Origin of the sequence: Rhodococcus sp. p52, assembly GCF_000763325.2 — a bacterium.
Lineage (GTDB): Bacteria > Actinomycetota > Actinomycetes > Mycobacteriales > Mycobacteriaceae > Rhodococcus > Rhodococcus pyridinivorans.
In genome coordinates, this window is record NZ_CP016819.1 from 4,625,173 (window position 1) to 4,638,000 (window position 12,828).

26 protein-coding genes and 1 other RNA gene are annotated in these 12,828 nt (G+C 66.0%); 4 read left to right on the forward strand and 23 right to left on the reverse strand.

Going from position 1 to position 12,828, the window contains the following annotated elements; all coding sequences use genetic code 11:
• Positions 1–103: 103 nt before the first annotated feature.
• The 22 genes from IM25_RS21420 to IM25_RS21510 all read right to left on the reverse strand — a co-directional run bounded on the left by IM25_RS21420 (position 104) and on the right by IM25_RS21510 (position 9,307).
• A complete protein-coding gene (locus IM25_RS21420; RefSeq protein WP_033097133.1) occupies positions 104–508 on the reverse strand; it encodes a hypothetical protein in 405 nt (134 codons plus the stop codon).
• Positions 505–639, reverse strand: a complete 135-nt coding sequence (locus IM25_RS27395; RefSeq protein ID WP_257785278.1) for a hypothetical protein — start codon at positions 637–639, stop codon at positions 505–507. Before IM25_RS27395 ends, IM25_RS21420 begins: the two co-directional genes overlap by 4 nt.
• A gap of 360 nt (positions 640–999) precedes the next feature.
• Positions 1,000–1,341, reverse strand: a complete 342-nt coding sequence (locus tag IM25_RS21425; RefSeq protein WP_157126976.1) for a hypothetical protein — start codon at positions 1,339–1,341, stop codon at positions 1,000–1,002.
• Positions 1,338–1,673: a hypothetical protein gene (locus IM25_RS21430; RefSeq protein WP_052040036.1), complete on the reverse strand. Its 336-nt coding sequence runs from the start codon at positions 1,671–1,673 to the stop codon at positions 1,338–1,340. The genes IM25_RS21425 and IM25_RS21430 overlap by 4 nt, the downstream gene beginning before the upstream one ends.
• Entirely contained in the window at positions 1,670–2,395 is a 726-nt protein-coding gene (locus tag IM25_RS21435) for a phage antirepressor N-terminal domain-containing protein (protein WP_065996385.1), read from the reverse strand. Before IM25_RS21435 ends, IM25_RS21430 begins: the two co-directional genes overlap by 4 nt.
• 122 nt (positions 2,396–2,517) lie before the next feature.
• A complete protein-coding gene (locus tag IM25_RS21440) occupies positions 2,518–3,288 on the reverse strand; it encodes a hypothetical protein (RefSeq protein ID WP_065996386.1) in 771 nt (256 codons plus the stop codon).
• A 287-nt stretch (positions 3,289–3,575) separates the two neighbouring features.
• On the reverse strand, positions 3,576–3,983 hold the full coding sequence (locus tag IM25_RS21445) for a hypothetical protein (RefSeq protein WP_033097130.1): 408 nt from the start codon (positions 3,981–3,983) through the stop codon (positions 3,576–3,578).
• Complete coding sequence (locus IM25_RS21450; RefSeq protein WP_033097129.1) at positions 3,980–4,309, reverse strand: hypothetical protein; 330 nt, start codon at positions 4,307–4,309, stop codon at positions 3,980–3,982. The genes IM25_RS21445 and IM25_RS21450 overlap by 4 nt, the downstream gene beginning before the upstream one ends.
• Positions 4,306–4,584, reverse strand: coding sequence for a hypothetical protein (locus IM25_RS21455; RefSeq protein ID WP_033097128.1), 279 nt, complete (start codon positions 4,582–4,584; stop codon positions 4,306–4,308). The genes IM25_RS21450 and IM25_RS21455 overlap by 4 nt, the downstream gene beginning before the upstream one ends.
• Entirely contained in the window at positions 4,581–4,721 is a 141-nt protein-coding gene (locus IM25_RS26145; RefSeq protein WP_157126977.1) for a hypothetical protein, read from the reverse strand. The genes IM25_RS21455 and IM25_RS26145 overlap by 4 nt, the downstream gene beginning before the upstream one ends.
• 115 nt (positions 4,722–4,836) lie before the next feature.
• Positions 4,837–5,133 carry a glutaredoxin family protein gene (locus tag IM25_RS21460; RefSeq protein ID WP_335739980.1) on the reverse strand — a complete coding sequence of 99 codons (297 nt, stop codon included), beginning with the start codon at positions 5,131–5,133 and terminating at the stop codon, positions 4,837–4,839.
• A gap of 14 nt (positions 5,134–5,147) precedes the next feature.
• Complete coding sequence (locus IM25_RS21465) at positions 5,148–5,549, reverse strand: hypothetical protein (RefSeq protein WP_232333365.1); 402 nt, start codon at positions 5,547–5,549, stop codon at positions 5,148–5,150.
• Positions 5,546–5,866 carry a hypothetical protein gene (locus IM25_RS21470; protein WP_033097127.1) on the reverse strand — a complete coding sequence of 107 codons (321 nt, stop codon included), beginning with the start codon at positions 5,864–5,866 and terminating at the stop codon, positions 5,546–5,548. The genes IM25_RS21465 and IM25_RS21470 overlap by 4 nt, the downstream gene beginning before the upstream one ends.
• Positions 5,866–6,096 carry a hypothetical protein gene (locus IM25_RS21475; RefSeq protein ID WP_147430390.1) on the reverse strand — a complete coding sequence of 77 codons (231 nt, stop codon included), beginning with the start codon at positions 6,094–6,096 and terminating at the stop codon, positions 5,866–5,868. Before IM25_RS21475 ends, IM25_RS21470 begins: the two co-directional genes overlap by 1 nt.
• A gap of 111 nt (positions 6,097–6,207) precedes the next feature.
• Positions 6,208–6,900, reverse strand: coding sequence for a hypothetical protein (locus IM25_RS26540; RefSeq protein WP_198162516.1), 693 nt, complete (start codon positions 6,898–6,900; stop codon positions 6,208–6,210).
• Positions 6,863–7,378, reverse strand: a complete 516-nt coding sequence (locus IM25_RS21485) for a hypothetical protein (protein ID WP_033097125.1) — start codon at positions 7,376–7,378, stop codon at positions 6,863–6,865. The genes IM25_RS26540 and IM25_RS21485 overlap by 38 nt, the downstream gene beginning before the upstream one ends.
• The gene (locus IM25_RS21490) at positions 7,375–7,635 is read right to left on the reverse strand and encodes a hypothetical protein (RefSeq protein ID WP_033097124.1); all 261 of its coding nucleotides are present in this window, start codon (positions 7,633–7,635) and stop codon (positions 7,375–7,377) included. Before IM25_RS21490 ends, IM25_RS21485 begins: the two co-directional genes overlap by 4 nt.
• Complete coding sequence (locus IM25_RS26155; RefSeq protein WP_157126978.1) at positions 7,632–7,769, reverse strand: hypothetical protein; 138 nt, start codon at positions 7,767–7,769, stop codon at positions 7,632–7,634. The genes IM25_RS21490 and IM25_RS26155 overlap by 4 nt, the downstream gene beginning before the upstream one ends.
• Positions 7,756–8,109, reverse strand: a complete 354-nt coding sequence (locus IM25_RS21495; RefSeq protein ID WP_065996391.1) for a hypothetical protein — start codon at positions 8,107–8,109, stop codon at positions 7,756–7,758. The genes IM25_RS26155 and IM25_RS21495 overlap by 14 nt, the downstream gene beginning before the upstream one ends.
• Before the next feature lie 196 nt (positions 8,110–8,305).
• Complete coding sequence (locus IM25_RS21500; protein WP_065996393.1) at positions 8,306–8,665, reverse strand: hypothetical protein; 360 nt, start codon at positions 8,663–8,665, stop codon at positions 8,306–8,308.
• A gap of 1 nt (position 8,666) precedes the next feature.
• A complete protein-coding gene (locus tag IM25_RS21505; RefSeq protein WP_033097121.1) occupies positions 8,667–8,951 on the reverse strand; it encodes a hypothetical protein in 285 nt (94 codons plus the stop codon).
• A gap of 86 nt (positions 8,952–9,037) precedes the next feature.
• A complete protein-coding gene (locus tag IM25_RS21510) occupies positions 9,038–9,307 on the reverse strand; it encodes a helix-turn-helix transcriptional regulator (protein ID WP_033097120.1) in 270 nt (89 codons plus the stop codon).
• A gap of 223 nt (positions 9,308–9,530) precedes the next feature.
• Here IM25_RS21510 and IM25_RS21515 point away from each other — a divergent pair, with 223 nt between their 5' ends.
• The 4 genes from IM25_RS21515 to IM25_RS21530 are packed head-to-tail and all read left to right on the forward strand — an operon-like array spanning position 9,531 to position 12,293.
• Positions 9,531–10,073 (forward strand): hypothetical protein, encoded by a 543-nt coding sequence (locus tag IM25_RS21515; RefSeq protein WP_052040033.1) that lies wholly within the window; start codon positions 9,531–9,533, stop codon positions 10,071–10,073.
• 46 nt (positions 10,074–10,119) lie between these two features.
• Positions 10,120–10,560: an ImmA/IrrE family metallo-endopeptidase gene (locus IM25_RS21520; protein WP_065996394.1), complete on the forward strand. Its 441-nt coding sequence runs from the start codon at positions 10,120–10,122 to the stop codon at positions 10,558–10,560.
• Positions 10,561–10,593: 33 nt separating this feature from the next.
• Positions 10,594–10,998: a DUF732 domain-containing protein gene (locus IM25_RS21525; protein WP_033097118.1), complete on the forward strand. Its 405-nt coding sequence runs from the start codon at positions 10,594–10,596 to the stop codon at positions 10,996–10,998.
• Positions 10,998–12,293, forward strand: coding sequence for a site-specific integrase (locus IM25_RS21530; RefSeq protein ID WP_065996396.1), 1,296 nt, complete (start codon positions 10,998–11,000; stop codon positions 12,291–12,293). Before IM25_RS21525 ends, IM25_RS21530 begins: the two co-directional genes overlap by 1 nt.
• Before the next feature lie 31 nt (positions 12,294–12,324).
• Here IM25_RS21530 and ssrA read toward each other — a convergent pair.
• Positions 12,325–12,693: a transfer-messenger RNA gene (ssrA, locus tag IM25_RS21535) on the reverse strand.
• Positions 12,694–12,828 lie beyond the last annotated feature (135 nt).

Below are 12,828 nucleotides of genomic sequence, written 5' to 3' on the forward strand. Positions count from 1 at the left end.
GCGGCGAGTATGAGTGCCAACCCGCCGATGAGGAGCGCCCAGATCAGGAGTGCGGACGGGAGCGTGAAGACGGCGCCGCGGACCGGTCCGTCGAGTGGCCGGGTCATCGGGGATCCTCGTCGAGTTTGGCGAGTACGGCCCGGATGCCGGCACGAACTGAGTCGGGGAGCGGCTGGGGCGTGAAGTCAGGACGCCCGTTGGCGCGCCACCACTCCGCAGCACCCCACTCGAATGCGTGCACGAGTTCGTCGATGCGTTGTTCGTCGGCCTGCTCGCGTTCGAGCCAATCGGCCCATTTCAGTAGCGCGTTGATCGTGCCGTGGGCTCCGAGATGCGCGGTGCGTCGGGCTTCGTCGGCGACGTCTCGCAGGATCTCGGGCGTGATCTCGACCTTGGTAGCCGTGTCGCTGGTGTGGTGCTGTTCCTCGTGCGCGTCGATCTCGTCGGCCACATCATCGGCGGGGCCGGTGATGTGGAAGTCGCAGGTGGTGCAGTGGTATTCCCTCATTGGGTCTCCCCGGTGTGGGTGGGGGTGTGGGTGGCCGGCGTGTGGTGGCAGCCGGTGAGGGTGTCGGCGAGGTTGGCGAGCCGGTCGGCGGATTCGCGGGCGGCGCCGGCATCCAACTGCGGCGGGGGCATGAGTCACCGTCCAGGGCGCAGATGGTGCGGCACGGGTAAACCTCGTTGCAGACGTGGCAGATCCCGCACCGGTCGTTGCAGTTCGGATGCAGCTCGCGCACGCGGTCGAGGGCAGACGCCTGGGTCTCTAGGCTGTCCGATGCGTTGTAGAGCACCTGTGCCACACCGGGGTGACAGTGGTCGGCGTGCCAGTCTGCCCACTTCTTCAGCTCGTCGGTATCGACGCTGACCTGCACGCGGATCGTTCGGCCTTCGGGTGTCGTCGGGTCGCTCATGCGTGGGCCTCCGCTCGCTCAGCGAATCCGAGGGCAGGCGCGAGCCATGCCATTGCTTCGTGGGTTATCCGATGGCATGGGTGGTTCACGACTGCGCCTCCGCTCGGTTCGCGGCAGCGACGAGAGCGGCAGCGAGGTCACGGGCCTCATTGGGCTTGCGGTATCCCGTGCTCCCGATGAGGTAGACGTGACCGTCCTCTGCTTCCACATAGTCGGTCGAGTCCCAGTAGGGCTGTTCCTCGGCATATCCGTCCGGCTCAGGCAGTTCGACGACGGAGAAGCGGTTACGTAGGGCGTGGTTGAGATGCTCCAGATAGGTCAGGTTGTCGCACATCACTCCGCATTCGACTCCGCACGCGCAGATTCGCGTCTCAGGGTCGAATCGATGCTCTTCCAGCAGTGCGGCCAGCTCGTCGCTCACGCTCATGCTGCACCGCCCTGGATCACACGAAGCGGACGACGGAAAGAACGCTCCTCGAACTCGATCGGCTTCGACCGGAGGAGGCGCACCTTCGCCCCGTAGTGCTCGAGCAGCAACGCCCGCTCGACCGCGGCGGTGCGGGAGAGGTACACGCGGCGGACGGACGGCCAGATGAACCTGGTGGTCTGGAAGCGCTCCAGGTACTCGTCGTCGGGTTCCCAGCCCTCGGGCTTCCAGTCGGCGCGCGGCCGGCCTGCGTAGAAGGAGTGCTTGAAGTCCTCGGGGAAGAGTGCGCCTTCGGGGTATTCGACGTCGAGCTTCCACACGTACTCGCTCATGCCTGACGTCCCTCGAATGCGATCTCCCACACCCACGCCGGAAGCGTGTTCACCCGGCCGTACAGCGCGTGCTGCACCGGCACCGGCTCGATACCGTTCGCCCGCGCGATCGACGCGGCCTGCCGCCCCACCTTCGCGAGGAACTGGGTGCTGGTGTTCGGGATGTCGTGGGTCTTGGCGTAACCGACGGCGGCGAACCAATCGTGGCGGCCCTCGATCGCGTCGAGGCGGGCCTCAGTCTTGGCTGCAATGGCCTTGGCCTCGTTGGCGGTGCGCTGCGCGGCCTCGAGCTGGTCGATCTGCGCACGCAGGATGTCGAACGTCGACAGGGCCGTTCCGCGCGGGTTGGTGGCCTGCCCGGTGTGGAAGTAGGCGTCGAGCGCGTCGGCCGCCTCGGCCTGGAATGCGACGACGGTCGGCTTCGCGGTTTCGGAGACGCGGTTCTCGTCGAGGGTGGCGAGCCACATGGTCATCGTGCGGCGGTCGATCAGGAGCATGGTGCGCGGTTTGCCGTCGGCCGCAACTACGGTGCTCATGACCGTGGTTGCCCATGACCTGGCCTTGAGCTTGCGGGCCTGACTGTCGGCGTCGATTCCGATCGCGTCGCACATCGGCCGGAGAGCAACCATCGGCTTGCCGTCGATCTCGGCTGCGGGGATGGTGGCGTTCGTGCCGGGGACTGCGATCTGGACGAGTTGTCCGGTAACGTTGGTGAGTGACATTCGAGCTCCTAACTCGGTGTCCGGCCCCTCGGAGTTACCGCTCCGGAGGGGCAATTTTTTGTGTGTCGGAAGATCACTCTACGGGACTGGAAAGCGGAATGCGACCCACTTTCCACCCCTCGTCATAGCGCTTTTTTCTCGGCTTCCGCCTGCGCATACAGGACTTTGAGGCTCGGACGGGACGACGGGGCTTGAGCATGCGCACACAGGTCCGTGCCGATGTAGCCCTCCCCGTCACACAACGAGCACGCGTCGATCGCCCTACGGCGCTCCTGGGCACGCGCATGAGCCTCTGCGGAACGAGCCCGCGACGACTCCCTCGCCTTCCGGGCCTCCCAGTCCGAACGAGCCTGGCGGGCCTCGCCACAGGCGCGGCACGCCGGCGGGTTCGGCTCGTTGATGTGCCTCGGGCATTTCGAGGAGGGGGGTTCGATCTCGCGCGCGTCGCTTACGTGAGATCCCCCCTCTAAGTAACCACTAGAAGAAGGACGGGTCGGGTCGGGTCGGGTCGGGGTGTCGTTAGTCGCACCGTCACTCACGTCGTGACTATCGGCGTTAGTAACGGCGTTACGTTTCTTGTCCCGGAACCGCTTCTGCCGCTCCCGATTCGCCTCCCTTTCGGCCTCTACCTGCTTCTTCGTCGGCTGGTAGTCATCCCAGTCGACGAACTGGTAGCCAACATCGGTCTGCCCCCAGAGGCCCGCCTCAACAAGCCGTTTGGCGTCGCGATTCTGTGCGCCAAGTGTGCCGATCATGTGCTTCGGCAGTGCGCCTTCTGTGAGATGTGCGCTGCACCAGGCGCCCGCCCGGACCCACAGGCCCATCGCAGAATTGCCCGCCGAGATCACCTTCGGATGGAATGCGAGCGCGTCGTCGACCTTGAACCACGTCATCGGACGGCCCTCCATCGGTCAGCGCCTCGCGTTGAGTTGGGTAGCATTTCGCCATCCCCTCTCTGCCTAGATCAGTGAGTGGGTAAGAGGCCGTGAGGTGTGTCAGCACCGCGCGGCCTCGCATCATCGTAGCGACAAGTGGAGAACATTCCGCCTTCCATCGAGCTGGTCGATCGGGATGGTGTGCCCGGACATCGGGCACGTTCGATCGGCGGTGTCGTCGTGGCGGCGCACCCGTCCCGTGTACTCGGAGGCGTGGACCTGGCGACGGCACACCGGGCATTCGGTCACCACAGCGTCAGCTCCACCGGCTCGGCCGGGACGCGCCCGAGCAGCGCGTCCACGGCGTGGCGTTCCTGCCCTTGGTCCTTGGACATGCGGGCCCGACGTGCCTCGGCACGCTGGGTGTCGGTGAGCGACTCCACCCACCGGGTGATCTGCCGCCAGGTCAGCGTCACGACATGCGCTGGATCGGCGACCTTCCGTTGGGACGTGTAGTCGCCGGCAGTGGTGATGGCGATGCCCCACGGATACGTCTTACGGAACAGGTGCGCGTCCCACCACTGCTGGTCACGGGTAGTGCCGCTCCCTTGGCTTTCACGGATGTGGCCGCACCAGTAGTCGGGGTAGTCGACGAGGCCGAGGACCAGGTGGTCGCTGAGCTCGCCGAGCAGCCGGATCTGATCGGGGGTCATGACGCGCCCTCCCACGACCCATCGGGCCCGTAGTCGGACTCGTCGAGATCCCATTCCTGCCCCGTCAGCGGATTGCGCACCTGGTCGTGACCGCAGCGGGTGCATCGGCGTAGGACGAGCCGATAGGGCCAGTTCGGGATGACGACCCGCCCCTCGGCGGTGACACGTTCGGCGCGGACACCGCAGTGCCAACACAAGCCCGGCGGGACCGACTCCGAGGTGCCGTCTGCGTTGATCTGGCACACGAACGGGTCCGCTGTGAACTCGCCCCATTCGATGGGGTGCCCGTCCCACGCGACAGGGAGATGGCGTGCCGCGGGGGTCATGGCCGGTCTCCGATGATGCGTTCGAGCGCAGTTCCGATCTCGTCATGCGTCCGCCCCATGTACAGGCCCCCGTGGTCGCGGTAATCCTGCGCAAGGTCGTGTTGCAGCTGCGCGTACTCCCGTACCCGGCGGATGATCGCCCGCAGCTCGTTGTTCTCGTGCACCATCCCAGCGAGCGCGCACTCGGCCTCCTCGAGCCTTGTGCGGGTGCGCTCCCACTCGTGCGGCGGATCAGCCCCCGGGTCACCCCAGCCGCCCACCTCTGCGGTGGTCACGAGATGTCTCCGCGCCGGCGGCGCGCCCGGTGCAGGACCAGGCACGCCGCGACGAACAGGAACCGGCCGAGGATGATCCCGGCGAGGATGGTGAACGGCAGGGACACGGCGAGCACCGCCTTATCCGTGGTGGTCATCAGTCGCCACCGAGGTGCACGAGAGCGGTGCCGGCCATGTCGCACACGATCGCGGCCACGGTCAGCCATCCCGCGGTGCACAACGTGCCGATCCCGGCGACAGTCGCGAGAGTCTTCATGCCACACTCTCTTTCGCGATGGCCGCGGCGGCGGGGACGTCCAGGTCCGCGATGTCCGCAGCGATCGTGTGCAGCTTCTGCAGCGCGTTGAGCTTGTCCGGGCGGTAGCCGGACCAGTGCATGTCACCGACCATCACGACCGGGGCCTGCAGGTAGCCGAGGAGCTTCACCCAATCGGCCGCGGCCGGATCCTCATCGACATAGCGCAGCGCATACGGCGTGCCCTGCCGGTCGAGGTGCTTCTTCGTCGCCACGCACTGCTGACAGCCGGTGGTCTTCGCGAACAGGGTCACGGGAACGGGGGTGGTCACTGGGAATCTCCGATCGAAATGGTGAGCCAGAGAGAGCCTTCGGAGCCCTTCTCGGCGGGATGGATGACAGGCATCGCCTTGGTCATGAACTGCGGGGTGTCGTCCGGCACCAAGCCGTGATCGACCAGGCCGTCGCACGCGGCCTTGAGCACCGGCATCAGGTTGTCCGAATCACGCCGGCGGTTGTCCCGAGGCCGGTAGTGCAGGCACACCGCGGCCAGCTCGAGACCCGTCGGGCCCTTCTGCTGCTTCGCCAGCCACGCCGTCGTGGACCGGATCTGCCGCGTGAGACGCGCCCGGGCCATGTAGTGCTTCCGGTCGTTCATCGACAACGGCGGCGACGTGTACGGCAGCGCGAGAGTGAACACCTCGACTCCGCACACCTTCTCGACGCTCACGGAAGCCTCACCTGGAACGCGCGGGCAGCACGAGCAGCCGCCAACAGAGCGAGCCCCTCCCCCTCCGCCGCATCCGCGTCGAGAATGTCGTCCCCCGCCCACACGTCCTCGTTCGCCACCGTCACCAGCGGACGCCCATCTGCGCTGTTCCACGACACACCGTGCTCGTCGATGTGACTGGACTCCGGCAGCTTCACCACCGCATAGCCCTCGAGGATCGCGTTCGCCAGCTCGATAGCCGGACCCATCACCAGCTCCGCCGCAGCCGGCATCAACTGTTCGGCGATCAGGTCGGCGAGTTCATCCCGGGAGAGCATCACGCCGCACCTCCGATTCCACGCCCGGTCTCGGTGCGCAGGTACTCGTCGACGTCCTGCCGCCACCAGCGCAGAGGCGAGTTCCGGCCGGTGCCCGTCTTGAATGCCTTGCGGAAGAACGGATGGCAGTTCGGATTCATCCGGTACTTCTTGATCGTGTCCGGCCGTCGGCCGATCGCGTCGGCGACCTCTTCGAGGCTCATGTGGGCCGGGTTGGGGCTCTTTCGCATCGAGCCGTTCCTTTCAGGTGGTTTCGGGTAGGTGCGCCAGGGGTGGTGTGGTGCGCACATCTGGTGCGCCGGATCAGGACTCCGTCGACACACCACCCCTGGCGGGTCTTGTTAGGCGTCGAGCGTCTGCTGCTCGGGCTGCTCGAGGTCCTGCAGTCGCGCCTGAATCAGCGCGCGGACCTCCGCCTTACGGGCCTCGTCGGCGATCGGACCGGACTTGCGCCACAAGTCCTGCAGTGCCGTCTTGTCCGGTGCGTTCTCAACCTCGACGAGCAAGGCGTCGACATCGACCGCTGGCGGCGCCGGTTCGGGGTCACGGCCACGCTCCTCTGCCGCGTCGTGCAGGTCGCCCTTGTGCCACAGGTCGAGCGCGGCACCAAAGCGCATCCCCGCGTTACGCAGCGCGTCACCAATCGCTTCCTTCACAGCGTTGGCGCCATTCTTGCCACCCATGTCGCCGTACCCGATGCGCGTCACGCCACAGATCGTGAGCCGAATCCACAGTCCGCCATTGCGGTCGAAGAGCGGCAGGCCGGAGTCGTCGAGAGCGAACGGCTCCCAGGACCATTCGGGGTCCACCTCGAGGAGTCGGTCGGTCAGGGCTGCGTGCCCGACGTAATCGAGGTGCGCAGCGGGCATCCCGTGCCTGCTGTTGCAGATCCTGCAGAACTCCTTCGGCGCGTCCTTGCTGTACGGCTTCGGGAGGACGTTGATCTGGTGATCGGCGAACGGCTCCCGCAGCTTCGCGAGGGCCTTGAGACGCTCCTCAGTCATCGCGGTCACCGCCTTCGAGCGCCAGGACATCGGAGAGGTTCAGTTCGCCGCGGAAGTACATGCCCTGCACCAACTCGACGACGTTCTTCGCGGGCGTGAACCGTGGCGTCGGCACCTTCGCCGGCGGAATGGACACCTCGACCCCCGGAGGGAGCGTCGCGTCGAACGGTTCCGCGAGGGCGACCGCCGATTCGACGTGCGTCCAAAGCAACCGCAGCCCCTGCTCGGTCAGCTGCACCTTGGTCTCGATGACCTCGTCGCCGAACTGATCGACCATCCAGGCGAACAACTCCGCCTCGTTGACGACCTCGATGCTCGGCTTCGGCTTCGAGGGCTTCGGCACGGTCGCGTAACCGAGCTCCTCCCCCGCCGCGGTGTGCGCGTAGACGGTGCCCCGCTTCAACTCGGCGGACAACTCGGCTTTGGCCGCAGCTTCCGCCTTGGCGAGCAGCTGCTTCGCTGCCGCGATGGCCGCCAGATTGCGGACCGCACTGCTGATCTCACTCATCCTGGGAACTCCTCTCCCTGGACCTTCTCGACGATCCCCGGAAGCATCTGCTGCAACTGCCGGGACTTCTCGTCGACGAACGCCTGGGCCCTCTCTCGGGTGTCGGCCTTCCCGACGCGGATCGGCTCGGCGACATTGCTCGACGTCGCCAACACCACCCACGCGCCGAGGTCCTCGTCGTGCTCGATACGGAACTTCAGGTGCAGCTGCCGAGCGCGGCGCAGCACATCCGCCTGGGTCAGGTTCTCCGGCTTCACAGCTCGGCGTCCTCTCGCTCGGCGTCGAGCAACAGCTCGGCGTGGTAGTCGGCGCTGTCGTCGGCGAACAGGGCCGCGCAGTCGTATTCGTGCCCGAAGACGGTGCGGGCGCAGGTGCAGTCACGCCACGTCATCGCGCGCCCTCTTCTCTTCCTTGAGCACGACGTCGTAGCAGGCGCGGCACATCCCACGGCCGACGATCGCCACAGTCCCGGGCCACTTCCGCAGCGACTCGCTCGAATGCCGGCCGGGCCGGTTGCAGCTCGCGCAGCGCCGCTTGCAGGCGACCACCGGCTCGGCGTCGGACTTCGGCCGAGGGTCGATGAGGCCGAGCATCTCGAGCAGACCTCGCGCCTCCTCGACGCTCTTGGCGTTGGCCGCGACCGTGCGCATGGCCGGTGCGATGGTCCAGTCGACGAGGTTGGTGTCCCCGAAGATCGCAGACTCGGCGATGTACCGCTCCGGCCCACTCATCGGGCACCCCAGATCCGCGACCGGCCGGGGCAGCCCTCGCACACGCCGTCGGTCCAGCCGCAGCACCACGACCCGGACTCCACCGGCTCAGGCAGGCCACACCAGCCCTCATGCTGCGGAAACTCGGGCGTGCTGCCGCCGCACGTGCAGGGACCGTGCGGACCCTTCGGCGGGGTGTAGACGTCGATGAAGATGGTCATCGCCCACCCCCGGCGAGGTAGATCAGCGCGCCGATCGTGCCGCCGTACGTCGCGATCCAGGCCACTACAGCCGGGGTCAGGCGCATCGGGTTCGGCGGGGGGTCCTCGTCCGCATCGGACTGGACATCACGGTCGGCGTCGTCGCACCGCTCGCCTTCTGCGTACAGTGCGTCGGCCTGCTCGTTGTATTCGTCGGACTCGGTCTCGACAGGCGTGGCCGAGAACGGGTCGAGGACCTCGAGCTGCCCGTGGTCGACGGAGAAGATCTGCGAGAACGTCTCCTGCGCCACGGGGGTCGACTCGTTCTCGACGGCGGCGAGCTCGCGCTCGGTGAGCTTGCGGGTGAGGATCGACATCTCAGGAACCCCGCTGGATCTCGTAGGACGGGGCCGCGGCGAGGATGACGCCGCGCAGAGCCTCGAGGGTGTCGCGCAGGACCTCCCCGCGGACGGCGATGATCGTGCGGGCCGAACCGCGGTAGACGTTCGGCACAGACGTGAAGCTGTCGGTCACGGCAAGCGTGAGAAGCCATCCGCCCGAATCCGCCGGCGTGCACATCGGCTTCGTTTCCGGGCAGTTGTAGAACTCGCAGAGTCCCTCGATGGCGGCGAGCAAGTCGTCGCTGTTAAGCTGTCGCTGCATCTTCGATCCTTTCCAGGTGGTTGATGTCTGGCCGTCCCGCTCCACCGGGGCGGCCTTTTTCTTGTCCAGGGACGTTCTCGGCGTCGTCATGCCGGGACCGGCTGCCGGTTGGAGTCAGTTCCATTTGCCACCTCGGTCATGCCGATAACCTCATGAGCGACGAAAAGGTAGTCCCAGGAGGCGTCGAGCTTCTTGGCGATCTTCATCGCCAACTCCTCGGAGAGGTTTGCCATCTTGCCGGTCTCGAGGAGGCTGATGGTCTGCTGGGTGCACCCGACGAGAGCGGCGAGCTCCCACTGCGCGAGGCCCCGGCGCTGGCGTTCGCGCTTGAGGCGTTCGAGGTCTTTGACCTGCATCCACACATTCCTTCGGTAGATCCGCCGAACCTTGGTTCGTCTTGCGTTCCTCATCTTGCCCCCTACTTGTTCCGTTGACAAGTGGAATCATCACCAATCGTCAACTACTTGTCAAGAGAACAAGCGGAAAGTGGGTCACACCCTGCGGTTACTCTCGCTCTACTTGTGTTGGAAAATGCGCTGCACTGGAACAAGTAGATGCCTAGAGGGGACCTTTACCGCCGTGACCGAACAACATCACCAGCCGTCCCTGCGAGACCTCATCAACCGAGCTGCCGAAGTCCGCGACGCCACGGGCCGGCGACTCGCCGAGCTCGCCCAGAAACAGGGCTACGACCTGACTCACACCACGGTGAACAAGATCCGCGCCAGGACCTACAAGTCGCAGCCCTCCGACGACACCATTCGCGCCATCGCCTGGCTTGCCGGCGTCGACGAAGAAGTCGCCTATGCAGCCGCCGGTCGCCGAACCCCTCTGGCACCCTTCGTCGACGACCTGCCCCCCGGTGTGGACTACCTCAACGCGAAGGAGCGCGAAGCAGTGGTCGAACTCCTTCGCGTGATGGTCAGCCAGCGTCTCGCTCTCGATGACGTCAAGGACGAAGACTTGAATGCGGGCGGCCAAGTCCTCAGCCTTGTCGGCCACTCGAAAGAGGAGGATGACGAGGACTTCGATGGCGAATTGTTCGACCCCGAGCAGCTCGCTGCCCGCAAGGGAAAGACACTGGCCGAGCGCGAGGATGAGAACTCCCACGACGACATGTAGTTGATTTTGATTCCATGTCGTTCGAACTGGTGTTCTAATCCGAAGCATGACAGCGAACCGGAAATGGCACCCATGGAGATACCTGCGTGATCACCACCCACACATCGACGTCCACTTCGTCGACCTCCGACCCCACCGACTCCTCGGCCGAGTCACCCGCCGCGGCATCGAAATCGACCAAGGATCACGGCAACGCGAACGACGCTCCACCCTCACCCACGAACTGATCCACATCGAACGCGGACCCGCCCCCCGCCACCCTTACTTCGCCCTCCGCGAAGAACGCACCGTAGAAGAGCTCACCGCCCGCCGACTCATCCCCCTGCGCGAACTCGTCGACGCCTACATCTGGTGCCAGGGCCGCGTGGACGACGAGATGGCCGACGAGCTGTGGGTCGATCTCGACGTCCTGCAGACCCGTCTCCGCACCCTCACCCCGTGCGAACGACGGTGGTTCGACGAGGAGATCGCCCGTCGATCGAACTGACCCACCCACCATCACCACCTGGAAGGAATCACTATGCGCAGATACGCACTCACCACTGCCATCGCCTGCATACTCACGCTGTCGGCCTGCTCATCCGACAATGCCGGCACCCCCACCGAACCCACCACCACGACCACGACCGTCGCATCCGAATCTCGCTCTGCCGCACCACAATCCGAAGGACGCCAACCCGGACAACCCATTCAGGTCGACATCTACGTCCGGGCACTCGCCGACATGTACGCCTCCAACGGCCAACCCGCACCGAGCCGCGCCGAAGCCCTCGAGTTCGCCGACTCCATGTGCGGATTCCTCGACGCCGGCAACTCCCCCTACGACGCGGTGCAGCTCCTCAACGAGGAGGGCTACCCCGAGGAGTACACCGGCGACATCGTGCCGAAGGCCATCGCCGCCGCCTGCACGGAGCATCTGCCCTGATGGCCCGCCCGAGCTTGCCCCTCGGGGCCCACGGCAAGATCGCCCGCACCCAACTCCCCGACGGACGGTGGCGCGCAAGCTGCCGCATCCGCGACATGGACGGCGTCACCCGCAAGGTCTACCGCGAGACCCCCGCCGGCCAACGCGACCGCACCGGAGCCGTCGCCGAGCGATACCTCCTCGAAGCACTCCTCGAACGCGGCCTTCCGCAGGACGGGGAGATCTCCGCAGCGACCAAGGTCGAAGTGCTGTGGACCGAATACCGAAAACAACTCGTCGACGGCGACCGCTCCCCTGCCACCATGGAGGACTACGACCGGCTCGCCGCCAGGATCTGCGCCGGCATCGGACAGCAATCCATCCGTGAGGCCAGCACCCAGCAACTCGACCGATTCCTGCGGGAGATGGCCGACCGGCACGGTGTGCCCACCGCCCGTAAGACCCGCGGCATCCTCTCCGGCATGTTCAAGATTGCCGTCCGCTACGGGGCCTTGACCACCAACCCCGTCCGCGAGGTGTCCGACCTGGCGTCCCGGCGCACCGCCCGCAAACGCTCGAAGTCGATGGACGCGGCCGCGCTCGCGCAGCTGCTCCACGACGTCCGGCATTCCACGGCGCCGTGCCCGGTGGTCCTGTCCGACTGGCAGAAGAAGAAGGGGCTGCGCACCACCAGTAAGCCTGGTCAGATCCCCACGGTTGCCCAGTACTGCGACGGCGCTGACCTCGCCGACGTGATCACCATGTTCGCCGCGACCGGTTGCCGCATCAGCGAACTGCTCGGCATCCGCTGGAAGGACCTCGACCTCGAGGCCCGGTCGGTGACGATCTCCGGGAAGGTCATCCGCGTCCGTCGGGCCGGCATCATCCGGGAGAGCACCACCAAGTCGGCCGCCGGTATGCGCACGTTGCCGCTGCCGGGGTTCGCGGTCGAGATGCTCGAGGCCCGGGAGCGGCGAGCGGACATGGTGTTCCCGTCGGCGGTCGATACGTACCGGGATCCCGACACGGTGTCGCGGCAGTGGCGGCAGGTGCGCGCGGCCCTTGGATTGGAGTGGGTGACGACCCACACGTTCCGGAAGACGGTGGCGACGCTCATCGACGAGGAGGGGTTGTCGGCTCGGGGGGCGGCCGATCATCTCGGGCACGCTCAGGTGTCGATGACGACCGATGTGTACTTCGGTCGCGGCCGGACGCACTCGGTGGTCGCCGATGCGCTCGATGCTGTAGTTGGTGGGAGTAACCGGTACGTTTCCGGTACATCCGAGCACCCTCAGACAAAAAAGGACCCCAGGTGAGAGATCCTTATTGGGTCTCCCACCTGGGGTTTGGTGGAGCTGCCGGGAATCGAACCCGGGTCCTCCGCCGCCTCGCGAGGGCTTCTCCGTGTGCAGTTCGCTATGTCTCTACTCGGATCTCCCGTTCTCGCGAACAAGACGAGATGACGATCCCAGTCGCTGTTTGTTGTCCCGCACGTCTCCGCGACCGAGCCGTACGGTAGAGCTCTCTAGTCGATGCCAGGATCCGGGTCGAGAGCAAACCCGGGCTGACAGAGACGCGCTCGCTTAGGCAGCGAGGGCGTACTCGCGCTGAGTGGACTCGGCGCTTAATTGGTTGCAGCGACGCTTACGGTGGTCTCTTGCCTGCACCGACACGCTTCCCCTTGCTCAACGTACGCAGTCGAAACCGTTCAGCCCCGTACGCGCCTGCGACCTTCGCAGGACTACCTACTGTAACGACCCGAAGGCCCGATGTCATTCCCATTTTCGAAAACGATTCGTTGCCGGGTCATGAGCCTACTCACACCGCCGCTCACCGGCAACGGAACCGGGT